The sequence below is a fragment of the Aminobacter sp. MDW-2 genome (assembly GCF_014250155.1).
GTDB lineage: Bacteria > Pseudomonadota > Alphaproteobacteria > Rhizobiales > Rhizobiaceae > Aminobacter > Aminobacter ciceronei.
On the sequence record NZ_CP060197.1, the window covers coordinates 2,812,669 to 2,836,619 of the forward strand.

A 23,951-nucleotide genomic window follows, 5' to 3' on the forward strand; every position below is an offset into this window, starting at 1 on the left:
ATAATTAATGTAGCAATATCAGAAGTATAGACGATATTTTCGCTGAGTGACTGTCGCTGCCGAGGTGTTCCATCGCCATGCGCAAAAAAATCTTGAGGCGCGTCACCTGCGTAAATCGGAGGGCGTTGTAGTGCCTGGGTGTCGAGTCTGGCTTGCTTTAATCGTATTGTGGTACTAATAAAATGCTGCCGACGCCTGAGGGAGGGGCGTTTCCACCTGCAGGCCAAAACGTCGGCGTAGCTCTGGGAGGAGAAAAGCAATGACAGACATACCTATGTCGGTCCCCTTGAACCGGGACCACAGGCTCATACGATCCCTGACCTGGGTCGACGCCTTCTGGGTCACCAGTGGCGTGCCGGCGCTGGTCTTGTTCACGATCGGCCCGATTGCTGCGACCGCCGGCAATATCTCGGTGGCGATCTGGACCGCCTCGATCGTGATGGGCTTCATCCAGGCTTTCACCTATGGCGAAATTGCCAGCCTATTCCCGCACAAGTCAGGCGGGGCGTCCGTCTACGGTGCCATCGCCTGGGTGCGCTACAGCAAGCTGCTCGCCCCCATATCGGTATGGTGCAACTGGTTTGCCTGGTCGCCCGTCCTGGCGATCGGTGTCAGCCTCGGCGCCGGATACATCCTCGGTTTGGTGTTTCCAGCCGACTCGGTGGTCAACACCTGGCAGATAACCCTGCTCGATCTGGGCTGGCTGCGCAGCGGCCTGACCCTGCGCATCAACTCGACCTTCCTCCTTGGCCTCGTGCTGATGCTGCTCGTCTTCGCGATCCAGCACCGCGGCATCCTGTCGACGGCCAAGCTGCAGAAGATCTTTGCGGTATCGTCGTTGTTGCCGCTGGTGCTGATCGGCGTCGTTCCGCTCTTTACCGGCGACGTGGTGTCGTCAAACTTCACCCCGTTCGTCCCGCTGACCCATGATGCTGCAGGCAATGCCGTCAACGGCGCCTGGAACTGGCAAGGCGTGGTCGTCGTTGCCGGCAGCATGCTGATGGCGGCGTGGTCGACCTACGGTTTCGAGACGGCGGTCTGCTACACCCGCGAGTTCAAGAACCCCGCTGCCGACACTTTCAAGGCGCTGCTCTATTCAGGCCTTTTTTGCCTCGCCATCTTCATCCTCGTGCCGCTTGCCTTCCAGGGAGCACTCGGCCTCGCCGGCATGCTTGCGCCCGACATCTACAGCGGCATGGGCGTGGCCAAGGCGATGGCCGCGATGGTACATGCCGGCGGCGTCATGACCAACGGCATCGTTGCGATGCTCGTCTGCACCCTGTTGCTGTCGATCATGACCGCCATGGCGGGCTCCTCGCGCACCCTCTATCAGGGCGCTGCCGACGGGTGGCTGCCGCGCTACCTCGATCACGTCAACGAGCACGGTGCGCCGACCCGTGCCATGTGGACAGATCTCGGCTTCAACCTGATACTGCTCTTGCTGTCGGACATCGTTTTCATCCTGGCGGCCTCCAACGTCGGCTACATCATTTTCATCTTCATGAACCTGAATGCCGGGTGGATCCATCGCATCGACCGCAAGAGCTGGGCACGCCCGTTCCGGGCGCCGAACTGGCTGCTCGCGGCAGGCACCTTCCTGGGTTATGTCAACCTCGTCTTCCTCGGCATGGGCGCCGACATCTGGGGCGAGGGAACGCTGGTGACCGGCCTGTTCTTCGCCTCGCTCATCCTGCCCGTCTTCGTTTTCCGCCATTACGTACAGGACAAGGGGCATTTCCCCGCTGCAATGAAGGAAGACATGCATCTCGGGCACGAGGAAGGGGGCGACACCAAGGCGGGGATGCTGCCGTATCTGGCGCTCGCCGGTGGTGTTGCCGTCGTCGCAATCTCCCACTGGCTGGCCACCCTCTAGCCGTTTCCTCTGGCCGAAGGCGTCTGTATCGCTTTCGCCCGCGAGTTGGCGCGGCCGGACATGACCGCGCCGATCGGCGCTGGCCCCAGCCGTGCGCCGGGAGGGCGGGCCGGAATGGGCAAAGCGTCCGATCAAACATCAGGAGAGATGCATGAATGCGCCGAACTGGCAGGCGGCCTTTTCCGCGGTGGTGTCGCTGCCGGACGCCGATGGCACGGCCCTCCTGCCTGGTCCGAGCTCTGTGACGGAGTTCCTTGTGCTGGTGTTGCCAGGCTTCTCCCAGCTCTGCCTTGCGGCGCTGATCGAGCCCCTTCGATTGGCCAATTCACTGACGCGTTCCACCATGTTCGCTTGGAAGCTTATAAGCTTGGACGGCAACCCCGTTGGCTGCGCCAGCGGCCTGACGGTGGGGGTAAGCGGAAGTCTGGACGCGGCAAAGGGCATCCTTCCGAATGTTAGCCTGGTCCTGTGTGCGGGCGAGAATGTCGAGAGGCATGGCGGTGCCGAATTGCGCCGCAGCCTGCGCCGGATGGTGCGGGCCAAGGTGCCGATCTACGCGCTCGGCACGGCGACCTGGCTGCTTGCCGAGGCAGCTGTGTTGCGCGATGCGCGTTGCACCATCCACTGGGGACGAATGGCCGCTCTTGCCGAGAGGTTCGAGGAGTTGGCCGTCGAGGATGCGCTGTTTGTTCGCGACGGACAGATCGTCACCTGTGCAGGCGAGTTTGCCGCTTTCGATCTGGCAATGGATCTGGTCCACAAGCGGGACGGGGGCAGCCTCGCCGCCCGGATTTGCCAGCATGTTGCGGCTGATCGCTGGCGCGATGGTGCCAGTTGCCAGGCAGTGCCGCCGGGCCTGCGCTACAACGCTGCCGGAAAGCGGCTATTGCCGATCATCAAGCTCATGGAGGCCACTCTGGAGGATCCGCTGTCGCTCGAGGAAATCTCGCGCAGTGTCGCGATCTCGCGGCGGCAGATCGAAAGGCTGTTCGAGCGCCATCTGGCGCGTACGCCCTTTCAGCACTATGTCGCGCTGCGGCTGACCAAGGCGCGCCAGCTCATCGAGCTGACCGATATGCAGATCATGGACGTGGCGGTGGCCTGCGGCTTCGTCTCGTCCTCGCATTTCTCCAAAACATTTCGCGATCATTTCGGCATGCTTCCGAGCGAATTGCGAATGCTGGACCGCGCCTGACGTTCGTTGCTCTCCCTTTGAAGGCTACAGGTCGTCGTCAAACGGCATCTGTCACGGTCGGTCGCCGCAATCCGGACAACAGCAAGCGGCCCCGAAAGCGTCACACCATGGAGGCGTCTTTTGCGTTCGCATTGCTAGGGCCGACGGTTTTCCGCGCGCCATGTCTGCACAGCGACCGCGTCGGCCTTGCCGCCGCGCGGGCCGTGGATGGTGACCGAGCGGGAGGCGGCGGCGATGGAGAAATCCAGGGCATCGGCGAAGGGCCGGCCCTGCGTCAGGCACCAGGTCAGCGCGCCGCCAAACGTATCGCCGGCGCCGGTCACATCGACCACTTGGACAGGGTAGCCGGCTGCCTGCAGGCGCGTTTGGCCGTCAGATGCTTCGGCGCCGTCAGCGGCCAGCGTGCGCACAACCCAGCCGATCTGGTGATCGTGCATCCAGTCGACGATGCGGGAGATGTCGTCATGGCCGAAGGCGGCGCGGAAGCCGACCTGGTTGAAGATGACGACCGCTGCCCCTGCAAGGTAGGGCATGTCTTCAGGCGTGCAGCCGCCGACGTCGAGGTCGAAGATGGCGCGGCGACCGTGGCGCTGCAGATCAGCGACGAGGTCTGCCTGACTGAGCCGTCCCTGTTCCGTCTGGGCGTGAAGCCGGCGGACGCGATAGAGCGTCGTGTAGAGCAATCCCGGTTGGCGCAAGGCTGCCAATGTCTCAGGCGCCAGCCACATCGGCTGCTCGCCCATCTCAACTGTAAGCACGACATGCTCGCCGTCGATCAGGAAGATCAGGTTGCGCGACTCCGCAATGGCCGGATCGATCAGCATATGGTCGACGCCGACGCCATTTTGCCTGAGGTCGTCGATCAGCCGGCGCGACAGCGCACTGTCATTGAGCAGTGAAATGAACTGGGTGTCGCCGCCGAGCGCGGCGTGCATGACCGCGGCGTTGGCGATGGAGCCGCCGATCTCGGCCGGCAGTTCCGTGACCATGCCCTTGTCGGCTCGTCCCGGCCAGCGATCTGCGGTGTAATATTCGTCGAGTGCGACGTCGCCGACAAAGAAAGTGGTCATCCGCGCTGTCCTTGCGCAGCCTGTATCTGGCGCGGCCCGCCTTCGACCGGCACCCATGGGCTTTCGCCGAGGCCGCAGACCGCCATCCAGTAATAGGGCGCCGGGCCAGAAAGACCCCGGCAGGCGTCGTGCCAGACATTGCGGTGCATCACCACTGCCTGGCCCGGGGCGATCACGAAGGCCTTGATGTCGTCGCGGTGCGGTGCGCTCGCCTCTGACGCCGGGGCCACGGCGAGAATGACCGGCTCGGCGGCGCAGAAGATCGCTTCCTCCGTTCCGGGATGCCGTTCCATCGCCGCACATGACCATGGCGCTCCGCCGCCGCGGGTGATGCCGAGATGACCGGCACCCGCGATCAACGGCGTGCGGGTGAACCCGTCGTTCCAGCCGTCGCCGGCGGTCCAGATCACGGCGGCATCTGCGTCGCCCATGAGATCATAGACCCTGCCGTAGGGGGCAAAATTTTCCGGCGTCACCGGCTGGGCGACGATTGCGTCCGGCACGCTCATGCAGCGCTCCTGAGCGAACGGACGGCGCGCATCAGGCGGGCGACATGCGGTGCCTCGACGCGGCCGGTGTCCTTGTGGTCATGTTTGAACCAGCTGCCGACCACTGCGCCATCGGCCGAGGCGAGCTGCTCGGCAGCATTCGCCTCGGTCAGGCCGGCGCCGATCAGAAGCGGTACGGTGCCGCCTGTGGCGGCGCGGAAACGCGCCACCTTGTCCATGTCGGTCGGCTGACCGGTTGCATCGGATGTTACGACCAGACCGTCGCAGCGAGATGCGCCGATGCGCACGTCGACTTCCTCCGGACGGCCGGAAAGGACGGGCTGGTATTTGAAGCGCACGCCGCCGAGCAGCAGCGCGGGAACGCTTGCCCGTCTTTCTGCGAGGCCCGTGGCGAAGTGGCCGTCGGCTTCCGGCGGCAAGTGGCCGGCGACGGAGTCGACCTGGATGAACGCGACCGGGTAGCGCCTGGCCAGCGCAAAGGCACGCGCATCGTCGCGCAGCACATTGACGCCGATCTTCGCGCCAAGGTCGAGGCCGCACAGGCGATCGAGCACACGCTCGACGTCATCGGCTTCGCCGAAATAGTTCTCCACCACCAGCCCGTCGACGCCTTCGCCCGCCATGATGCGCGCTTCTTCCTCGGCCTGGACAAGTTTTGCAGCAGCGCCGTCACCGGCAAGGTGCAGCATGCCGAGGATCGGCTTTACGGTGGTGAATGTCTGACTGAGGCGGCTCATGCTTCTTCTCCTGCGCGCCGCCCTCAGGCAGGCGCGGTATCGCGTCCCCAGCGGGTAGCGAACTTCATCTGGACAGCCGGCGAGTAGACGATCGACGTGCGCTCGACCAATCGGTCGTCGGCATCGAGCACGTCTCCGCTGGCGCAAAGGTAGCCAGGCACCGCAGGTGCCGGGCCGAAAACCGTCCGCAGCTGATCGGACGGCGGCACGACGGTGAGCAGCAGTTCCGAGCGCAATGGATGGCGGTCATAGTCGCGGCGCAAAACCTCGTAGAGCGATTGCGCCGCGAAATCGTAGGCCTCGATGCCGGGATAAAGCGCCAGGTCGAGCTGGGACGTGTCGACGTTCAGCCAGTTGATCGTCTCGCCATTGGCAAGGCCGCGGGCGCGCACCAGACGGAGCTCGCCGTTGTCCACCCGATGCTCCAGCATCTTCGTCACCGGTCGCAGGCCTTGCCGGCGTGCCAGTTCCGTGAAGCTGCCGAAATTCCAGATGTTGTGGCTGATCGGGCGGTGCGAGACGATCGTGCCCCGGCCTCGCACCTGTTGCACCAGTCCTTCCGACACCAGAAGCGCCATCGCATTGCGCACTGTCGTCCGGGCGATGCCGAACTGGTCGCGCATCTGGTTCTCCGAAGGAATGGCTTCTCCTTCGGAGAAATCGCCGCTCAATATGGCGGCGCGCAACGCCCTGTAGAGCTGCCGGTAGAGCTGTTCGCTCGAATAGGGATCGAGGCGAAAGCGCGACAGCCTGTCATCGGGGCGCTCCCCAGTCACGGAGGCATCTGGTGCGGAAGGTTGGGTCAAGGGCGGCTCCGGTGCGGTCCCGTTACTTGGTGGATCCGTTTATCTTGAACGCTTCCACGCCGGCCTCTTTCAAGCCGTGACGGTCGAGGATCTGTGCATAAGTTCCGTCGGCCTTGAGCGCGTCGAGCGTGGCCAGGACGGCATCGCGCAATTGCCCGTTCGCCTTGGCAAAGGCGATGCCGTAGTGGTTGACGTCGCCGACCTGGCCGATTTGGTAGAACTTGCCCGGCTCCTGCTTCATCAGGTCGAGCAGGCCCTCAAGACCGATGACCGATGCCTGGGCGCGACCCTGGCGGATCTGCATGATGTGCTCGGCCTGGGTTGGGATCTGGATGACGGTGATCAGCTTGTCGGCCGGGCAGATCGACTTGCCGAGCTCTTCGGCCCAGGTGACCCAGCTCGTGCCTGTTGCTACGGCGACCGTCTTGCCGCAAAGGTCGGTCTCGGTCTTGATCTCACCCTGATGATCGGCGCTCGAATAGAAGACGTTGCCAGTCTTGAAGTAGTCGATGAAGTCGAGCTGGGTCTGGCGTTCGACCTTGTCGGAAAACGCCGTCATGATCAGGTCCGAACGGCCGGTGACGATCTGCGGGATGAGCTGCGGAAACTCGACGTTCTGGAATTCCGCCGTCAGGCCGAGACGTTCGGCAATCGCCTTGGCGAGATCGATGTCGAAGCCCTTCAGTTCGGTCGAGCCGGCATCGCTGTATTCCATCGGGGGATAGGCAAGGCTGATCGTGACGTTGAGCTTGCCGGCCGAGCGCACGGCCTCGGGCAGGGCGGCTGCCAGCTTTTCGTCGCCGGCGGCGTATGCCGCGCCGGCCAGGCTGATAAACGTGGCCGAGGCGAGCCCCAGAACCATCGGTAGCATTTTCTTCACTGTCCGTACTCCCATGTGTTGGACTGAAAGGGTCAGGCGAGCACGCGGCTCAGGAACGAGCGCACGCGTGGATCGGCAGGGTTGCTGAGCACGTCGCCCGGCACCCCCATTTCGCGGATTTCGCCGTCGATCATCACCACGACGCGGTCGGCGACCTCGCGGGCAAAGCCGATCTCGTGGGTGACGACGATCATGGTGGTGCCGCCGCGGGCCAGGGTGCGCATCACCTCCAGCACTTCACCGACCAGTTCCGGGTCGAGCGCGCTGGTCGGCTCGTCGAACAGCATGACGCGCGGCTCCATGGCGAGCGCCCTGGCTATTGCCACGCGCTGCTTCTGGCCGCCGGAAAGCTGGGAAGGATAGGCCGAGGCCTTGCCGGCCATGCCGACCTGCTCCAAAAGCTCCATCGCGCGGCTTTCCGCCTCGGCGCGCTTGAGGCCGCGCACCACCATCGGCCCTTCGATGACATTGCCGAGCACCGTGCGGTGGGCGAACAGGTTGAAATGCTGGAACACCATGCCGAGCTGGCTTTGCTGGGCGCGCAGGTGCTTGACCGGCAGTTCCTGCAGCGCGCCATTGGCGTAACGGTAGCCCATGATGGCGCCGTCGACCCAGACATAGCCGCCATTGGGTGTCTCGAGATGATTGATGCAGCGCAGGAACGTGCTCTTGCCGCTGCCGGAAGGGCCGAGGATGCAGAGCACTTCGCCATAGGCGACTTCCAGGTCGAGGCCCTTGAGGACCTCGTGTTCGCCGAAACTCTTGCGGATTCCGACCGCCTTGACCGCGAGACTCATGCTTGCCCCCTGGCGACGGCCCGGCGCGTCCAGCCTTTGAACCAGCTGCGCTGGCCGGCAGCTGCCGTGGCATCGCGGCCAAAGTGGCGTTCAAGGTAATACTGGCCGATGGAGAGGACTGTGGTTCCGGCCAGGTACCAGGCGGCGCAGACGAACAGCAGCTCGATGACGGCCCCATTGATGAAGTAGATACGCTGTGCAGCGTTCAGCATCTCGCCCATGGCGATTGTGGCGGCGAGCGAGGAGAACTTCAGCATGCCGATGGCGCTGTTGCCAAGGACCGGCAGGATCAGCCGCAGCGTCTGCGGCAGGATGATGCGACGCATGGTCTGGCCAGGCGTCATGCCGAGCGTATGGGCGGCTTCGGTCTGGCCACGGTCCACCGAAGCGATGCCGCCGCGCACCACTTCGGTTAGGTAGGAACCTTCGTTGACGCCGAGGCCGAGCACGGCAGCGACGAAGGGCGTGACGACGTCGACCATGCGCGCGTCGACCAGGCCGGGAATGTAGAGGCGCGGGAAGACCAGCGCGATGTTGAACCAGATGAGCAGCTGCAGCAGCACCGGCGTGCCGCGGAACACCCAGACATAGAGCCAGGCGGCGAAACGCAGGATCGGATTTGCCGACAGCCGCATGATGCCGAAGGCGAAGCCGAGCGCTACGCCGAGCGCCAATGCGACGGCGGAGATCAGCAGAGTCCAGCCGAAGCCGGTCACGATGACGCCTGCCGTCAGGAACTCTCCGACCACCGGCCATTGGATCTGCCCGACGGCAAAGGCACGGCCGATGACGGCGAGCAGCAGAAGCACGACGCCACCGCTTATCCAGCGGCCGGGATGATGGAGGTGGCGAACGGCGACGTCGCGCGCCGGCAGATCGGCCAGCGGCAATGCAGCGGTTGAAGGTGGAAGCGACTGGGACATGGCATCCAATGGTAGAGTTGAGCACCCAATTGTAGGGTTAGGCCTACAACTTAATATGAGGCGCTTCGAATGGAGTCAAGCCGCGTTCAGTTAGGGCCATCAGAGCGACGAAGGCGCAGTCGTCGAAGGGCAGGGCGGTATGCCGACAGGTGGGACCCGGATTGATGTCAATGCGGCTTGCGCACCGATTCCGTGATGGTCTGCGCCAGGGTTTCGGCCGCGCGCGAAGGTTTGTTGCGGGGATAGGCTATGTGGAACATATCCTCGAAAACCATGCGCTCGGGTGCCAGCACCCGGAGGCGGCCCGTGCGAACCCATTCGTCGGCATAGTGGTCGGGCAGGAAGCCGATATAGGCACCAGAGAGCAGCAGCAGCAGGGTGCCTTCCATATGAGGCGTCGCTGCTGCCCAGGTGAAGCTCACCCCGCAGATCGTCTCGTTGAGCATGTAGGTGCGGCCGGCGAAGGGTTGGGCGGCGAGGCGGTCGTCGGTGAGGTCGGCGTCGGGGACGGCAAAGAGCGCGTGGCCCTCGGCACAGTAGAGCTTCTGGACCTCGGAGAAGGCTGCCTGGGTGCGGAAATGCGGCGTGACACTACCGACCGACGGCATCAGGACGATCTGATAGGCGCCGTTCAACAGGCCCTGGTGCAGCACCTGGGGTGCGGCGACGTCGATTTCCAGATGAACGCGCGGCGCGGCGCGGTGAAAGGCGGCCAATGCTCCGTGCAGGTCGAGGTCGCGGTTGGTGATCATGGCATCGACGGTGCCGAAGCTGAGATTGCCCGTCAGCTCCCCCTGCGCCTCGCCGATGCGGCTCTGGAACTTTTCGAGCGACCCAAAGAGCTCGAGCGCTGCGTCATAAACGAGCCGCCCCTCGTCGGTGAGCTCGAAGCCGCCGCGCCCGCGGCTGCACAGGCGCAAGCCCAGCCGTTCCTCGAGGTGGCGCATGTGGGTGGAGATCGTCGCCTGGGTCATGCCTAGCGCCGATTGCGCTGCGGAAAAGCCGCCGTGCTGCACGACGGAGGCGAAGACGCGCAGCAGCCTGAGTTCCGCATCGCCAAGCGAGAGGTTGAGGACGCGATGGCGGACCTTGTTGATCATTCATTGATTAATGCACAAGTAAACATCCAATCATAGATACTTTTAAACGTATCGGCATTGGGCACACTCCTCCGACCTTTGGAGGAGGGCATATGGCCAGCAATTCCTATGAAACCGGACGTCTGAACCTGCCGTTCGTCGGCATCTGCACCTTCGGCAAATATCCCTACCAGCCGAACTGGGATGCCATCGACGCCGATGTCGCCATCCTCGGCGCGCCGTTCGACTGCGGTACCCAGTGGCGGGCCGGAACGCGCTTCGGGCCGCGCTCGATCCGCGAAGCCTCGACGCTGTTCTCCTTCGGCCATGGCGGCGCCTATGACCACGAGGACGATGTCACTTACCTGCCCAGCGGCGAGGTCTCCATCGTCGACATCGGCGACGCCGACATCGTCCATACCGACACGATGAAGAGCCACGCCAACATCGAGTTCGGCGTGCGCAAGATCCTCGCCGCCGGCGCATTGCCGGTGGTGCTGGGCGGCGACCATTCGGTCAATATTCCCTGCATCAACGCCTTCTCCGACGATTGCGCCGAGAACGGCCCGATCCACATCGTCCAGATCGACGCTCATCTCGACTTCGTCGACGAGCGCCACGGCGTGCGCTACGGCCACGGCAACCCGATGCGCCGCGCCGCCGAAAAGCCCTATGTCAGCGGCCTGTCGCAGCTCGGCATCCGCAACGTCTCGTCCACCGCCAAGGAAGGCTACGAGGACGCGCGCAAGATGGGCTCCGACATCCTGTCGGTGCGCCAGATCCGCGCCCTGGGAAGTGCCGCCGTCGCGGAGCGTGTTCCCGCCGGCGCGCGCTATTACGTCACCATCGACATTGACGGTTTCGACCCGTCGATCGCGCCGGGCACCGGCACGCCCTCGCATGGCGGCTTCATCTATTACGAGGTGCTGGAGATCCTGGCCGCACTCGCCAAGCGCGGCACCATCGTCGGCATCGACCTGGTCGAGGTGGCCCCCGACTACGACCAAACAGGCGGTACCGCAATCCTGGCGGCACAGGTGCTGATGAACCTCATCGGCCGCGTCATGCATGCCAGGCAAACCAACGCCGAACGAGGAACTGAGGAGAGCCGGCCGCTCGCGGTTTTCGGCTGAGAAGGAGGAACACATGGACGACAACGTCCGCAATTATCTCGACCACTATGGTGTCAGCGACGCGACCCGGCGGTTTCTGGCGAAGCCGCAAAAGATGTTCATCGACGGCGCCTGGGTGGATGCCAGCAACGGCGCGACCTTCGATATTTTCGAGCCTTCGACCGGCGGTCTGGTCGGCCGCGCGCCTTCCGGCACGACCGAGGATCTCGACCGGGCCGTCCATGCCGCCCGCCGCCAGTTCGATGGCGGTGCCTGGCGCCGCCTCAAGCCGCTTGAGCGCGAGCGCCTGCTGCACCGCCTTGCCGACCTGATCGAGCTCCATGCCGACGAGTTGGCGGAGATCGAGGCGATCGACATGGGCAAGTCGGTGACCTTTGCCCGCGAGATCGACATCCAGGGCACGGTCGATACGTTCCGCTACTTTGCCGGCTGGCCTTCCAAGCTGCATGGGCGCACCGTCGAGCCGTCCATTCCCGGCAACTATCTCGCCTACACCCGCAAGGAACCGCTGGGTGTGGTCGCGGCCATCGTGCCGTGGAACTTTCCACTCCAGACCATGGCCTGGAAGCTTGCGGCAGCGCTGGCAGTCGGCTGTACCGTTATCGTCAAACCCGCCGAACTGACCTCGCTCTCCACATTGCGCTTTGCCGAACTGGTGCAGGAGGCAGGCATCCCTGATGGCGTCGTCAACATCGTGACGGGCCGCGGCAGTGTGATCGGCGCGGCTATGTCGACGCATCCCGGCATCGACAAGGTGACGTTTACCGGTTCGACACCGGTCGGCCAGGAGGTCGGCCGCACCGCCGTCGGCAATCTCAAGCATGTCACGCTGGAACTCGGCGGCAAGTCGCCGGTGCTCGTTCTGGACGATGCCGACATCGCGAGTGCCGCCAAGGCGGTGGTGAACGGCGTGTTCTTCAACTCCGGGCAGGTTTGCGACGCCGGCACGCGCGTCTATGTCCAGCGCTCGGTGCATGACGCCTTCCTCGACGAACTGGTCGCCGTCACCAAGACGCTCAAGATCGCGCCTGGCCTCGACCGCGACTGCTACATCGGCCCGCTGGTCTCGGCGCAACAGAAGAAAGTCGTCTCGTCCTATATCGCGGCCGGCCGCCGCGAAGGCGCCGAACTGATCCATGGCGGCGTGAGCCTCGACCGGCCGGGCCACTTCATCGAACCGGCGATCTTCGCGCGCTGCAAGCCCGACATGACGATCGTCCGCGAGGAGATCTTTGGCCCCGTTCTGGTGACCGACGCATTCGACGATCTCGATGATGCGGTTACCCTGGCCAACGACACGCCGTTCGGCCTGGCGGCTGCGATCTACTCGAATGACCTGTCGCGGGTGCACGGGCTGATCCCGCGCCTGCATGCGGGTTCGATCTACGTCAATGCCCACAGCACGATCGATCCTTCCATGCCCTTCGGCGGGTTCAAGGCCTCGGGTTTTGGCAAGGACCTGGGTCCCGAGCAGCTCGACTACCTGATGGAGACCAAGGCCGTGTGGATCACGCTGCCATGAGGTGCTCGGCCTGATGAGCAATTCTCCGGCCGTCGCCCATGGGCGGCCGGTTGGCAAGATCGGCGGCTGATGGAGCCGCATGCATCGCGGATAGACGCCGAAGGCGCGACGCGAAAGGGGAACGACAATGGAAACAGATATCGCCTGGCAGAAAGAACTCGAGCGGCGGGCCCGCATCTATGAGGACATCGAGGCTGGCGGCCGCTTCGAAGGGGTGATGACCACGCTAGACTACGCCGGCATGGCCGCCCTGACGCTCGTTCTGGTCGTCGGATTCTGGATCTGGGGGGCGTGAAATGACCGACCATGTCAGCCGCGGCGGCTTTGCCGCCATCGAAACTGAGCAGGAAGAGGCCGCCCGCAATCGCGCTGCCGCCGAACGAGGCGATGCGCCTTTGCTTCCTTCCGAACGCCTCTGGGGCTTCTGGGAGTTCACTTACGCCAATTCGGCGCTTGCCATTGCCACCTGGGCATTCCTGATCGGCGGTGCCATCGGCCTCTTCGTCGGGCCGAAGGAAGGCATCGCGGCCATCGTCATCGGCAACATCGTCGGTGTCGTGCTGACGGCGCTCGCCACAACACCGCTCTCCGGTCGCTATGGCATCGAGCAGTTCGTCGCGCTGCGCAGCCAGTTCGGCTACAACGGCAGCCGCATCGTCTATGTGCTCGCTGTCGTCGTGCTCACCATGGGCTGGCTCGCGGTGCTCGCCATGATGTTCGGCCGCTCGATCGATGGGCTGGCGGCGCTCAGCGCAGGCGAGGCGGCCAATCCGACCGGCATCAAGATGGTCATCGCCGCGGTCGGCGCGATCCTCGTCACCTGGTTCATCGTCGCCAAGGGGCCGACTTCGATCAAGTTCTTCAACATGGTCGTCTCGCCAGCGCTGGTGATCCTGATGATCGTAATGCTCTACCTCATCCTCCAGCAACGATCCTTTGCTGAGCTGCTTGAGATGCCGGCGCTTGCTCCGCCCTTCGAAGACAACACGCTCAACTTCATCATCGCCGTTGAAGTCAACCTTGCTGCCGGCTTCTCCTGGTGGCCCTATATCGGCAACCTGGCACGTCTCACCAAGAACGAGCGCACCGCCTTCTGGCCGAACATTCTGGGTATCTTCGGCGCCGCGGCTCTTGGCGAAATCGTCGGCCTGCTCGCCGCCGTTGCCCTGGGTGAAAGCGACCCGACGATCTGGATGACCAAGATCGCAGGTCCAATCATCGGCATCATCGCTCTGCTCTTTGTTGCCTTCGCCAACATGACCTCGATGGCCAATATTCTCTACACCTCCATCGTCGGTCTCAGGCAGGTGGGAACGGCGTCGGTGCGCGCCATTTCCTGGAGCACGATCCTGTTCCTGTTCTGCCTCATCCCGCTCGGCCTCGTGATCTTCTACCCGCAGATGTATGACGGTTTCTTCATCTTCCTCGTCTGGACGTCGGCGCTCAATTCCGCGCTCGCCGGCATCGGCATCGCCGACTACTTCTTCCTGCGCGGCCAGAAGCTGGACATGCGTAGCCTGCATGGTCCGCAGGAAAGCGGTCCGTACCGTTTCTGGGCAGGATTCAACCCGATCGGGCTCGCGGCACTTGCCATGGGCTTCATCGTCTACGTTGCGATCTTCAACCCGCAGACGCTCGCGAGCATTCCGGCCTTCAAGTACCTGACCGCCTCAGTGCCGTCCTGCCTGGCGGCCGGCGTGGTCCACTACGTGCTCACCAGGCTGTTCGCCCGCGGCGCCGGCTGGGGCAACTACCCCCGACGCTGAGCCCCTACATCGAGGTGGGCCACGCGCCGCCTCGAACCCCGTACCCAATAGTGATCCGAAACCCATCGGGATGACCGCCATGGATGCCACCTTCGACTACATCATCATCGGCGCCGGTTCGGCCGGCTGCGTCCTGGCCAACCGGCTGACGGAGGACCCGTCCTGCAAGGTACTGGTGCTGGAATATGGCGGCAGCGACAACTCGATCTTCATCCAGATGCCGACGGCACTGTCGATCCCGATGAACGGCACGAAGTACAACTGGAAATACATGACCCTGCCGGAGCCCGGCCTCGACGGCAGGCAGGTGCACTGCCCGCGCGGCAAGGTCATCGGTGGCTCGTCCTCGATCAACGGACTGGTCTATATGCGTGGCCACGCACGCGACTTCGACGAATGGGCCGAGCTCGGCGCGCGCGGCTGGGGTTATGCCAATTGCTTGCCCTATTTCCAGCGCGCCGAAAGCTGGCAAGAGGGCGGTGATTCCTATCGCGGCGACAGTGGTCCGCTCGCCACCAATGCCGGCAACAAGATGCAGAACCCGCTCTACAAGGCCTTTGTCGATGCCGGCCACGAGGCTGGTTACATCACGACGGCGGATCCGAACGGGCAGATGCAGGAGGGCTTCGGCGCCATGCACATGACCGTCAAGGACGGTGTACGCTGGTCGACGGCCAATGCCTATCTCAAGCCGGCGATGAGCCGCCCGAACCTCACTGTCGTCACCCATGCCATGACGCGTCGCGTGTTGCTCGAGGGCAAGCGCGCCATCGGTGTCGAGTATGAACTCGGCGGCGAACGCGTCGTGGCCAAGGCGAGCCGAGAGGTGCTCATTTCCTCCGGCCCGATCGGCTCGCCGCATCTCCTTCAGCGCTCCGGCATCGGGCCTGCGGCGGTGCTGCAAAAGGCCGGCGTGCCGGTGCTGCATGACCTGCCCGGCGTCGGTGAAAATCTTCAGGACCATTCCGAGGTTTACATACAGTATGCCTGCAAGGAGCCGATTACGCTCAACGGCAAGATGGGGTTGTTGAGCAAGGCGCTGATCGGGGCCGAATGGATCCTGTTCAAGAAGGGGTTGTCGGTCTCCAACCATTTCGAGAGCGGCGGCTTCATCCGTTCCGATGCATCGCTCGAATGGCCCGACATCCAGTTCCACTTTCTGCCGGCAGCGATGCGCTATGACGGCAAGAAGCCGCTCAAGGGGCACGGTTTCATGGTGCTGACCGGCCCCAACAAGCCCAAGAGCCGTGGCTATGTCCGATTGCGGTCACCCGAAGCGCATGAGCAGCCCGACATCTTGTTCAACTATCTCGATCGCGAGGAGGACAGGGAAGGTTTCCGTCGTTGTCTGAGGTTGACGCGCGAGATCATCGCACAGCCGGCCTTCGACAGGTTCCGTGGTGAGGAGATGGCTCCGGGCAAGGACGTTCGTAGCAATGACGAGATCGACGCCTGGGTGCGCGAGACGATGGAGAGCACCTACCACCCTTGCGGCTCCTGCCGCATGGGGGAGGACGCGATGGCCGTCGTCGACAGCAACCTCAAGGTACGTGGCGTCGAAGGGCTCAGGGTGATCGACAGCTCGGTCTTCCCGTCCGAGCCGAACGCCAACCTCAACGCGCCGACCATCATGCTCGCCGAACGGGCTTCCGACATCGTGCGTGGAAAACCGCTGCTCGCAGCGTCCAATGCGCAGGTGGGCATCGCCCCCGGTGTCGGGGTCAGCCAGCGCAGCCGCAATCCGGTACGTGCCGTCCAACACTGAGCCGTTTTTGGAGGCCAGCATGGTCGAACGTGGAATTGGCTATGTGCTTTGCCGACGGGATCATGGCGGACCGGAGGAGTTCGATCAGGCGGCCTTCGTGGAGGCGTTCTTTCGCCGGTGGCGAGCCTGCTTCACCGGCGTGTTCGTGACAGCTCTATCGCGGCGGCCTCACATCCGGACGAGTGCCTCGGCGAGGCGGCCGAGATAGGGCTTCATGCGCTCTGCCGGAACACCGGCATAGCCGAGAATGAGCGCGTCGGCCCGGGCTACCGGGCCGATCGCATAGTCGGACAGCGGATAACTTTGGAGCCCGGCCTCGATCACCGCGCGGTGGGCTAGCCGGTCTTCTCGCCCGCCGTCCAACCAGGCGAGCGCATTGAGCCCGCTCTCGGAACAGTCCATGCGGGCGAGGCCGGCGAGGGCCACTTGGCCCGCTTCCTTAAAGGCGTCGCGACGCTCGGCATAGAGCCCGCGCATCCGGCGCAGGTGGCTGGCGAAATGCCCGCCGCCGATGAACTCGGCCAGCACGAGCTGGGTTTCCACCGGCGCACTGCGATGAATGAGGCCGGCCAGGTTGCGGAAGGCGCCGACGAGTGCCGGAGGCAGCACGAGATAACCGATGCGGATGCCGGGATAGAGCGCCTTGCTGAAACTGCCGGCATAGATCACCCGGCCGTGGCTATCGATGGAGCGCATCGAGGGCAGCGGCGCGCCGTCATAGCGGAACTCGCTGTCATAGTCGTCCTCGATGATCCAGGCATCGTTTGTCCGCGCCCATTCCAGCAGTGCAAGCCGGCGCGGCAGCGAAAGCGTCACCCCAAGCGGATGGTGTCGTGAGGGCATGACGAAGGCGAGGCGCACATGGGGGTGGCGCGCCATGGCACCTGTGACATCCATGCCATCCGCATCGACATCCACGGGGCAGAGTTCCAGGCCAAGCGTACGGAACAGGTTGCTGGTGGTAACGGGCCCTGGGTCCTCGAACCAGATGCCGTCGCCGGGATCGGCGAGCGCCAGCGCCGCAAGCGTAAAGGCTGCGTGTCCTCCCGGTGTGATGATGATCTGCTCAGGGTCGCAGGGATCGCGCCGGTGCAGGGCCAGGTACTCGGCGATCCGCTGTCGCAGTACCAGTTCCCCCGCGACATCGCCATAGCCCATGGCGGCCTTGCCGCCGCGCGTCACCGCGTTCCAGCATTTCCGCCACTGGGCGAAGGGAAAACGGTCGAGCGCCGGCTGGTTGGGCAGGAAGGGCCGATGCTCCATCTTATCGATCTCGGCCGACACGCCGCCCGCCAGCGTGCCGATCCGCGACAGTCGCGGCGGTGTGTCGCCAAGCGGCTGCGCGGCGCGCGGCTGCGATGGCTGGCGGGGCAGGGCGATGGAAACGAATGTGCCGGCGCCTTGCCGCGCCTCCAGATAGCCCTCCGCCTTCAGGTTTTCCAGGACGCGAACCAGTGTCTGGCGCGACAGGCCCAATTCTTGGGCCAGGATGCGGCTCGCCGGCAGACGCGTGCCCGCCCGCAAATGCCCGCGCAGGATCGCCGTGCGCAACTGGTCCTGCACCTGCCGGAACTTTGGCAGGGAGGCGGACCCTTCGAGGCGAAGGAAGGGCAGGATCGGGCCTTCGAACTGCTTGGCCAAGCTTATGTCCCTCCAAATTGGTCTAGTCGAATGCATGATAATGGACGTTTGATTGTTGTCCAATTGTTACATGCTCTGCCTACACGAGAACACACCGATGCAGCCCCAGAGGACGCAGACGGGTGCCAGGGGAACCGGTGCGCACGGCAGGGCCGACGACCGGACGCATGGATCAACGCATCGCCCACGAACCGTCGCAGACGGTCAACAGGAGGACTTCATGAACCGCTTCATCTCGCGCGCATTCGTGTCCGCGCTCGCCCTCGCGGCGGCTTTGCCGACAGTTGTTCGGGCAGAGCCGATGCAGGACCTCGTCGACGCCGCCACCAAGGAGGGCATGCTGACGGTCATCGCCCTGCCGCATGACTGGTGCAACTACGGTGAGGTCATCGCCAGCTTCAAGGCGAAATATCCTGGTATCACGGTCAACGAACTGAACCCCGATGCCGGTACGGCCGATGAATTGGAAGCGATCCGCGCCAACAAGGGCAACACCGGCTCGCAGGCCCCCGACGTCGTCGATCTCGGCCTCGCCTTTGCGCCGGCCGCTGCCAAGGAGGGCTTGCTCCAGCCCCACAAGGTGGCCACCTGGGACGAGATCCCCGACAACATCAAGGATGCGGACGGCTACTGGTATGGCGACTATTACGGCGTCATGGCCTTTGGCGTGAACAAGGACCTGCTGGCGACGGCGCCGGCTGACTGGTCGGATCTTTCCAAGCCTGAATATTCCGGTGCCGTGGCGCTCACCGGCGATCCGCGTTCCTCGGCGCAGGCGATCCTGGCACTGATGTCAGCCGGCATCTCGCGTGGTGCCAAGCCCGGCGCCGAATCCGGCGCCAAGGGACTGGAGCTCTTTGCCGAGCTGAACAAGGCCGGCAACTTCGTTCCGGTGCTCGGCAAGGCCGGCACGATCGCGCAGGGCCAGACGCCGATCGTCGCTGCCTGGGACTACAACCTGCTTGCCTGGCGCGACGCGCTGAACGGCAATCCGCCGATGGACGTCGTCGTGCCCAAGAGCGGCGTTGTGGCCGGCGTCTATGTCCAGGCGATTTCCGCCTATGCGCCCCATCCGAACGCGGCAAAACTCTGGATGGAATATCTCTACTCCGACGAAGGCCAGACCGGCTGGCTGAAAGGTTACTGCCACCCGGCGCGCTTCGCCGCCATGCTGAAGGCCGGAAAGTTTCCGCAAGAACTGCTCGACAAGCTGCCGCCGGCCGAAGCCTACGAAAAGGCGATCTTTCCGGCTGTCGAAGAGCTGGACGCCAACAAGACCGCCATCACCGGCGGATGGGACAAGGTCGTCGGCGCCAACATCAAGTAAGCCGCGCACACGGTGGGAAGGCCTGCTCACGGCAGGCCTTCGGCCATCGCGCCCGTTGGGAGCAATCGGATGACGACAATAACCCTATCCCTGCCATCGGTGCGGCAGCCGAGGCAGGTGCTCAGCTGGTTCGGGGTTGCCCCATTCTTCCTCTTCGCCCTGCTGTTCCTGATCTTGCCGACACTCAATATCGTGGTCGGCGCCTTCCGCAACCCGCAGGGGCAGGTCACGCTGGAGAACCTCGGAAAGCTGCTCTCGCCCTCCATCCTGTCGGCTTTCTGGATCTCGATCGAGCTCAGCCTGCTGACGGCGGTGCTTGGCTGTCTGTTCGGCTTCCTCATCGCAGCGGCTATCACCCTCGGCGGCCTGCCGCGCCCGTTGCGCAATGCCATCCTCACCTTTTCCGGCGTCGCCTCCAATTTCGCTGGTGTACCGCTTGCCTTCGCCTTCATCGCGACGCTCGGACGCCTTGGCTTCGTCACCATGCTGCTGCGCCACTGGTTCGGCATCAATCTCTATGGCAGCGGCTTCAACGTCGTCTCCTTCCTCGGCCTCGCGCTCACCTATCTCTATTTCCAGATCCCGTTGATGGTGCTGATCATCACGCCGGCGCTGGAAGGGCTAAGGCGTGAGTGGCGGGAGGCGGCGGAGAGCCTCGGGGCTTCCGGTGCGCAATATTGGCGGATGGTGGCGCTGCCGGTGCTGTGGCCCTCGCTGCTCGGCACGCTGGCGCTGCTCTTCGCCAATGCTTTTGGAGCAGTCGCCACCGCCATTGCGCTGACAGGTTCCTCGCTATCGATCGCGCCCATCGTGCTCTTCGCGCAGATCCGCGGCGACGTGCTCAACGATCCCCACCTCGGCTACGCCATCGCCTTTGCAATGATCGTGCTGACGGCCATCGCCAACTGCATCTACATCCTCCTGCGCATGCGTGCCGAAAGGTGGCTCAAATGACGGGAAGACAGCTGTGGTCCTGGCTCGCCGTCGCGTTAGGCGGGCTCTATTTCCTGCTTCCGCTCGTCGGCATGTTCGACTTCTCCATGCGCATGCAGCGTGGCGTCTATTCGTTCCAAGCGTATCGCGTCGTGCTCGCCGATCCCCAGTTCCAGCAGACTTTCGGCTACTCGGTCGCGCTGGCCTTGCTGACCATCATCCTCGGCATCCTGCTCGTCGTGCCCACCGCCTATTTCGTGCGTCTCCGCTTTCCTGGTCTTCGGCCGGCCATCGAATTCATCACGCTGCTGCCGCTGGTCATCCCGCCCATCGTCATCGTCTTCGGCTACATCCGCATCTACAACACCTCGTCCGTGCTGCCACTGACGGGGAGTTGGTGGGGCACGAACATCCTGCTGCTCTGTGGCTATGCGGTGCTGTCGCTGCCCTACATGTACCGCTCGGTGGACACGGGCCTGCGCACCATCGACATCGCCAGTCTCACCGAGGCCGCGCAGTCGCTCGGTGCCGGCTGGGCGCGCATCCTTGCGGTCGTCATCCTGCCGAACGTCTTCGTCTCGGTTCTGTCAGGGGCCTTCTTGACCTTCGCCATCGTCATCGGCGAGTACGTCTTCGCTGCCTTGCTCAACGTCAATTCCTTCGGCCCCTACATGGTCTGGATGGGCGGCAACCGGGCCTATGAGCCCTCGGCGCTCGCCGTCGTCGCCTTCGCGATCACCTGGGCCTGCATGGGGCTGATCCAGCTTTTCACCCGCTTTTCCAAATTCTCGACAGCGAGGCGCTGACCGTGTCCTTTCTCGACATTCGCCATCTGCAAAAGTCCTTCGGCGCGCATCGCGTCGTGAAGGATTTCACCCTCGGCATCGACAAGGGCGAGTTCGTGTCCTTCTTGGGGCCCTCCGGCTGTGGCAAGACCACCGTGCTGCGCATGGTCGGCGGCTTCGAGGCGCCGACGTCGGGCGCCGTCAGCATCGACGGACGCGACGTCACCGCTCTGCCCGCAAACCGGCGCAAGATCGGCATGGTGTTTCAGTCCTATGCACTCTTCCCGAACCTGACGGTGGCGGAGAACGTCGGCTTCGGCCTCAAGGTGGCCGGCCAAGGCAAAGCGGAGATCGCACGGCGGGTTGCCGAAATGCTGGAGCTGATCGGCCTGCCACAACTCGGCAGCCGCTATCCTTTCCAGCTCTCCGGCGGCCAGCAGCAGCGCGTGGCGCTCGCCCGCGCGCTCGCGCCGCGGCCTGAGGTGCTGTTGCTCGACGAGCCGCTGTCGGCGCTCGATGCGAAGATTCGCGTCAGCCTGCGCGACGAAATCCGCCGTATCCAGCGCGACCTCGGCATCACCACGATCTTCGTGACCCATGACCAGGAGGAGGCGCTGTCGATGTCGGACCGCGTCGTTGTCATGCATCAGGGCGTTGCGGACCAGATCGGTACGCCGTTCGAGATCTACAACCGGCCGGCGACGCGCTTTGTTGCCGAATTCGTCGGCACGCTGAACCTCATCGATGCCGATCTGGTCGACGCCGCGGCTGGCCACATCCGCTTGGCCGGTGTGCCCATGACACTGGACAGAGCATCGCCGGGCAGAGCCGGGGAGCGCATCAGCCTGGCGCTGCGGCCTGAGACGGTGACGCTCGGGCGCGGGGGAGGCGACATCGTCCTGCCGGGGCGGATCGCCGAAGTGCATTTCCTTGGGCCCGTGATCCGTGTCCGCGTCTCGGTGGAAGGCGGCGGTTCCATCGCGCTCGACACGTTCAATCAGGCCGACAGGCTGCCACCTTTGATCGGTGCGCCGGTCGATATCAGCATGTCGCATCGCGACCTTCTGGTACTCGCCGCCTGATGGGGCTCGAAGCTTTGAAATCACCAGCGGAGGAGCTGGCATATTGATCGACATGCCTTGGGACACGGCGCCGTCCGCCGACTGGCGCGCGCGCATCGCGCAACTTCCGGCGCACAGCCGGACCCGGCTCGCCGCACGAGCAAGGAGCGCGCCGCTCTTCGCCCATGCCTATGCCTTTCATCTTAACATGCGCTTCGGCGGCATGACGCCGCTGCATCTTGCCGAATTCGCTAGGAAGCAGCGGCTTTTCGGCGTGAAGGTCCATGTTGAGGATGGCGAAGGCGCAAGTCTTGCCCGAATGGCCGACGCGGCGCTGCGTGCCTACGGAACGGCGGTGAGCGATCTTGGGCTGGAGCTGCATGTCGAGACCAGCACGACAGATGCGGCCGGGCTGGCGGATGCGGTGCGGATCGCTCTTGCCACCGGTGCCACCTCGTTGCGCTGCTATCCGCGCTATGAGGGCCGCGTTTCCGACATCGTCGCCTGGACGATCGCAGACCTTCGCCGGTTGACCGCCCTCGACCCCGAAGGGAAGCTGCGTTTTACGCTCGAGCAGCATGAAGACCTCAAGTCGGATGAGCTGATCGACATCCTGGAGGCCGTGGCCAATCCTCGCCTCAGCCTGCTGTTCGATTTCGGCAACATGATCAATGCCTATGAAATGCCGCTGCCGGCGCTCGACGCACAGTCGCCCCATGTCACCGAGGTTCACGTCAAGGATTGTCTCGTCATGCCTGATCGTGGCGGCTGGGCGCATCTCGCCTGTCAGTCGGGCGGCGGGCACCTGCCGATGCAGGCGATGTTCGTCGACTTGCTTCTACTTGGCGATGACCGTCCGCAGGTCCTGGCCTTCGGGCTGGAGGAAGAAGAGGGCTATTTCGCTCCCGCCCTGCGTTTCGCCGCTGAGGAGGCCGATCCTTTCATCCCCGCTCGTTCAGCCAGCTTCACCGACATTGGGACCAGCCAGCTTGCAGAGCGGTTGCAACGGGAGGTCCACGCTGCCCACCGGCAGGTCGAAACCGTCAGGGCGATGCTGGATGAGATCGCCACCGAAGCTGAAAGGATGCCACAATGAACCAGGGCCCTGCCTGCCCCCCGGCGTACCTGGCGCTCGCCCATACGATGGCGGATGCCGCTGCCCAAGTGATCCGACCGCATTTCCGCCAACCCATCGCCATCGACGCCAAGGCCGATGCCAGCCCCGTCACCATTGCCGACCGGGACGCCGAAGCCGCGATGCGGCGAATGATCGAAAGAGAGTTCCCAGATCACGGCATCAGGGGCGAGGAGCTCGGCGCCTGCCGCACCGATGCCGAGTGGGTCTGGGTGCTTGATCCGATCGACGGCACGAAATCCTTCGTCTCCGGTTCGCTCGCCTTCGGCACGCAGATCGCACTGCTCCATCACGGCGAGCCGGTGCTCGGCATCATCAACCAGCCGATCACGGGAGAACGCTGGGTCGGGGCGGCAGGTGTCGCGACCCTCGGCGGAAAACCGATCCGCACCAGCGAAAGAACCGCACTCGATCAGGCGATCCTCTACACCTCGGCGCTCGAACAGTTCGACCGGCCACGCCATGATCGGTTCTCGGCGCTTGCCGCCAGCGTCCGCTTCACCCGGCTGTCGCACGACTGCTATGCTGCCGGACTACTGGCGCTCGGCGGCATCGATCTCCTCGTCGAAAGCGATGTTTTCGACTACGACATCCTCCCGCAAATGCCCATCGTGCAGGCCGCTGGCGGCCTCGTCACCGACTGGCAAGGGCAGCCGCTCCGGAATGCCCGAAACTACGCCACGGTGCTGATGGCGGCGAACGCCGAGCTCCACCGGGCCGCTTTGCAGATCCTTTGTCGCGATTGATTTTTCAGTCGAGCGGGTCGGCGCAAAAGGGTTGGTTGGCGACTGCTGGACGTCGCGGCCAATGGTCGTCTCATGCCGATGGGGACGAGTGCGCAAATATCCGCACGGCAAGGCGAGCCAACCGTCATGCGACTGGCTGACATCAGAGATGGCGTGTATTCGCGGACCGCGTCAAGCAGCTGATGGCCAAGCCGGCAATCCCATCGAGACAGATCTGCCAACGCGACTGCAACGAATGGTCCCCGCGTCAAGCACTTTCTTACCCGGG

At 64.1% G+C, this 23,951-nt stretch carries 22 protein-coding genes; 13 read left to right on the forward strand and 9 right to left on the reverse strand.

Annotated features, from left to right (window positions below; translation table 11 throughout):
* Positions 1-259 precede the first annotated feature (259 nt).
* Together H5P29_RS13860 and H5P29_RS13865 are read left to right on the forward strand one after the other, a co-directional pair.
* The gene (locus tag H5P29_RS13860) at positions 260-1,873 is read left to right on the forward strand and encodes an APC family permease (protein ID WP_067959977.1); all 1,614 of its coding nucleotides are present in this window, start codon (positions 260-262) and stop codon (positions 1,871-1,873) included.
* 151 nt (positions 1,874-2,024) lie between these two features.
* A complete protein-coding gene (locus H5P29_RS13865; protein WP_154384938.1) occupies positions 2,025-3,068 on the forward strand; it encodes a GlxA family transcriptional regulator in 1,044 nt (347 codons plus the stop codon).
* 134 nt (positions 3,069-3,202) lie between these two features.
* Here the strand turns inward: H5P29_RS13865 and H5P29_RS13870 are convergent, their stop codons facing one another.
* From H5P29_RS13870 to H5P29_RS13905, 8 genes are all read right to left on the reverse strand, one after another.
* Positions 3,203-4,138 carry a carbohydrate kinase family protein gene (locus H5P29_RS13870; protein ID WP_067959980.1) on the reverse strand — a complete coding sequence of 312 codons (936 nt, stop codon included), beginning with the start codon at positions 4,136-4,138 and terminating at the stop codon, positions 3,203-3,205.
* Positions 4,135-4,647: an ureidoglycolate lyase gene (locus H5P29_RS13875; RefSeq protein ID WP_067959984.1), complete on the reverse strand. Its 513-nt coding sequence runs from the start codon at positions 4,645-4,647 to the stop codon at positions 4,135-4,137. Before H5P29_RS13875 ends, H5P29_RS13870 begins: the two co-directional genes overlap by 4 nt.
* Positions 4,644-5,384: a BtpA/SgcQ family protein gene (locus H5P29_RS13880; protein ID WP_154384939.1), complete on the reverse strand. Its 741-nt coding sequence runs from the start codon at positions 5,382-5,384 to the stop codon at positions 4,644-4,646. Before H5P29_RS13880 ends, H5P29_RS13875 begins: the two co-directional genes overlap by 4 nt.
* Before the next feature lie 23 nt (positions 5,385-5,407).
* Positions 5,408-6,190, reverse strand: coding sequence for a GntR family transcriptional regulator (locus H5P29_RS13885; protein WP_154384940.1), 783 nt, complete (start codon positions 6,188-6,190; stop codon positions 5,408-5,410).
* Positions 6,191-6,212: 22 nt separating this feature from the next.
* Positions 6,213-7,061: an ABC transporter substrate-binding protein gene (locus H5P29_RS13890; protein WP_246670752.1), complete on the reverse strand. Its 849-nt coding sequence runs from the start codon at positions 7,059-7,061 to the stop codon at positions 6,213-6,215.
* Positions 7,062-7,102: 41 nt separating this feature from the next.
* A complete protein-coding gene (locus tag H5P29_RS13895; RefSeq protein ID WP_067959998.1) occupies positions 7,103-7,867 on the reverse strand; it encodes an amino acid ABC transporter ATP-binding protein in 765 nt (254 codons plus the stop codon).
* Complete coding sequence (locus H5P29_RS13900; protein ID WP_371818645.1) at positions 7,864-8,799, reverse strand: amino acid ABC transporter permease; 936 nt, start codon at positions 8,797-8,799, stop codon at positions 7,864-7,866. The genes H5P29_RS13895 and H5P29_RS13900 overlap by 4 nt, the downstream gene beginning before the upstream one ends.
* 158 nt (positions 8,800-8,957) lie before the next feature.
* Positions 8,958-9,890, reverse strand: a complete 933-nt coding sequence (locus H5P29_RS13905; RefSeq protein ID WP_154384943.1) for a LysR family transcriptional regulator — start codon at positions 9,888-9,890, stop codon at positions 8,958-8,960.
* A 92-nt stretch (positions 9,891-9,982) separates the two neighbouring features.
* Here H5P29_RS13905 and speB point away from each other — a divergent pair, with 92 nt between their 5' ends.
* The 5 genes from speB (at position 9,983) to betA (ending at position 16,055) form a co-directional block, all read left to right on the forward strand.
* Complete coding sequence (speB, locus tag H5P29_RS13910; RefSeq protein ID WP_154384944.1) at positions 9,983-11,002, forward strand: agmatinase; 1,020 nt, start codon at positions 9,983-9,985, stop codon at positions 11,000-11,002.
* 13 nt (positions 11,003-11,015) lie between these two features.
* On the forward strand, positions 11,016-12,524 hold the full coding sequence (locus H5P29_RS13915; protein ID WP_154384945.1) for an aldehyde dehydrogenase: 1,509 nt from the start codon (positions 11,016-11,018) through the stop codon (positions 12,522-12,524).
* A gap of 127 nt (positions 12,525-12,651) precedes the next feature.
* Positions 12,652-12,819, forward strand: a complete 168-nt coding sequence (locus H5P29_RS13920; RefSeq protein WP_154384946.1) for a hypothetical protein — start codon at positions 12,652-12,654, stop codon at positions 12,817-12,819.
* Between the two features lies 1 nt (position 12,820).
* Complete coding sequence (locus tag H5P29_RS13925; RefSeq protein WP_083948540.1) at positions 12,821-14,290, forward strand: cytosine permease; 1,470 nt, start codon at positions 12,821-12,823, stop codon at positions 14,288-14,290.
* Between the two features lie 79 nt (positions 14,291-14,369).
* Positions 14,370-16,055, forward strand: a complete 1,686-nt coding sequence (gene betA, locus H5P29_RS13930; protein ID WP_067966305.1) for a choline dehydrogenase — start codon at positions 14,370-14,372, stop codon at positions 16,053-16,055.
* Between the two features lie 168 nt (positions 16,056-16,223).
* On the opposite strand, the gene H5P29_RS13935 is transcribed toward betA, so the two are convergent.
* A complete protein-coding gene (locus tag H5P29_RS13935; RefSeq protein WP_185910370.1) occupies positions 16,224-17,606 on the reverse strand; it encodes a PLP-dependent aminotransferase family protein in 1,383 nt (460 codons plus the stop codon).
* Between the two features lie 310 nt (positions 17,607-17,916).
* Here H5P29_RS13935 and H5P29_RS13940 point away from each other — a divergent pair, with 310 nt between their 5' ends.
* The 6 genes from H5P29_RS13940 (at position 17,917) to H5P29_RS13965 (ending at position 23,683) form a co-directional block, all read left to right on the forward strand.
* Positions 17,917-19,023 carry an ABC transporter substrate-binding protein gene (locus tag H5P29_RS13940; protein WP_083948542.1) on the forward strand — a complete coding sequence of 369 codons (1,107 nt, stop codon included), beginning with the start codon at positions 17,917-17,919 and terminating at the stop codon, positions 19,021-19,023.
* Positions 19,024-19,092: 69 nt separating this feature from the next.
* A complete protein-coding gene (locus tag H5P29_RS13945) occupies positions 19,093-19,977 on the forward strand; it encodes an ABC transporter permease subunit (RefSeq protein ID WP_067960012.1) in 885 nt (294 codons plus the stop codon).
* Positions 19,974-20,762, forward strand: a complete 789-nt coding sequence (locus H5P29_RS13950) for an ABC transporter permease (protein WP_067960015.1) — start codon at positions 19,974-19,976, stop codon at positions 20,760-20,762. Before H5P29_RS13945 ends, H5P29_RS13950 begins: the two co-directional genes overlap by 4 nt.
* A 2-nt stretch (positions 20,763-20,764) precedes the next feature.
* On the forward strand, positions 20,765-21,823 hold the full coding sequence (locus H5P29_RS13955) for an ABC transporter ATP-binding protein (protein WP_210328473.1): 1,059 nt from the start codon (positions 20,765-20,767) through the stop codon (positions 21,821-21,823).
* A 52-nt stretch (positions 21,824-21,875) separates the two neighbouring features.
* A complete protein-coding gene (locus H5P29_RS13960; protein ID WP_246340520.1) occupies positions 21,876-22,898 on the forward strand; it encodes a sugar phosphate isomerase/epimerase in 1,023 nt (340 codons plus the stop codon).
* Entirely contained in the window at positions 22,895-23,683 is a 789-nt protein-coding gene (locus H5P29_RS13965) for an inositol monophosphatase family protein (protein ID WP_067960024.1), read from the forward strand. Before H5P29_RS13960 ends, H5P29_RS13965 begins: the two co-directional genes overlap by 4 nt.
* Positions 23,684-23,951: the final 268 nt, after the last annotated feature.

Bases quoted from the DNA above. Each gene is read 5' to 3' on its own strand.
- H5P29_RS13860 (WP_067959977.1), top strand. From the start codon at position 260: ATGACAGACATACCTATGTCGGTCCCCTTGAACCGGGACCACAGGCTC.
- H5P29_RS13865 (WP_154384938.1), top strand. From the start codon at position 2,025: ATGAATGCGCCGAACTGGCAGGCGGCCTTTTCCGCGGTGGTGTCGCTG.
- H5P29_RS13870 (WP_067959980.1), bottom strand. From the start codon at position 4,138: ATGACCACTTTCTTTGTCGGCGACGTCGCACTCGACGAATATTACACC.
- H5P29_RS13875 (WP_067959984.1), bottom strand. From the start codon at position 4,647: ATGAGCGTGCCGGACGCAATCGTCGCCCAGCCGGTGACGCCGGAAAAT.
- H5P29_RS13880 (WP_154384939.1), bottom strand. From the start codon at position 5,384: ATGAGCCGCCTCAGTCAGACATTCACCACCGTAAAGCCGATCCTCGGC.
- H5P29_RS13890 (WP_246670752.1), bottom strand. From the start codon at position 7,061: ATGCTACCGATGGTTCTGGGGCTCGCCTCGGCCACGTTTATCAGCCTG.
- H5P29_RS13895 (WP_067959998.1), bottom strand. From the start codon at position 7,867: ATGAGTCTCGCGGTCAAGGCGGTCGGAATCCGCAAGAGTTTCGGCGAA.
- H5P29_RS13905 (WP_154384943.1), bottom strand. From the start codon at position 9,890: ATGATCAACAAGGTCCGCCATCGCGTCCTCAACCTCTCGCTTGGCGAT.
- speB (WP_154384944.1), top strand. From the start codon at position 9,983: ATGGCCAGCAATTCCTATGAAACCGGACGTCTGAACCTGCCGTTCGTC.
- H5P29_RS13915 (WP_154384945.1), top strand. From the start codon at position 11,016: ATGGACGACAACGTCCGCAATTATCTCGACCACTATGGTGTCAGCGAC.
- H5P29_RS13920 (WP_154384946.1), top strand. From the start codon at position 12,652: ATGGAAACAGATATCGCCTGGCAGAAAGAACTCGAGCGGCGGGCCCGC.
- H5P29_RS13925 (WP_083948540.1), top strand. From the start codon at position 12,821: ATGACCGACCATGTCAGCCGCGGCGGCTTTGCCGCCATCGAAACTGAG.
- betA (WP_067966305.1), top strand. From the start codon at position 14,370: ATGGATGCCACCTTCGACTACATCATCATCGGCGCCGGTTCGGCCGGC.
- H5P29_RS13940 (WP_083948542.1), top strand. From the start codon at position 17,917: ATGAACCGCTTCATCTCGCGCGCATTCGTGTCCGCGCTCGCCCTCGCG.
- H5P29_RS13945 (WP_067960012.1), top strand. From the start codon at position 19,093: ATGACGACAATAACCCTATCCCTGCCATCGGTGCGGCAGCCGAGGCAG.
- H5P29_RS13950 (WP_067960015.1), top strand. From the start codon at position 19,974: ATGACGGGAAGACAGCTGTGGTCCTGGCTCGCCGTCGCGTTAGGCGGG.
- H5P29_RS13960 (WP_246340520.1), top strand. From the start codon at position 21,876: ATGCCTTGGGACACGGCGCCGTCCGCCGACTGGCGCGCGCGCATCGCG.
- H5P29_RS13965 (WP_067960024.1), top strand. From the start codon at position 22,895: ATGAACCAGGGCCCTGCCTGCCCCCCGGCGTACCTGGCGCTCGCCCAT.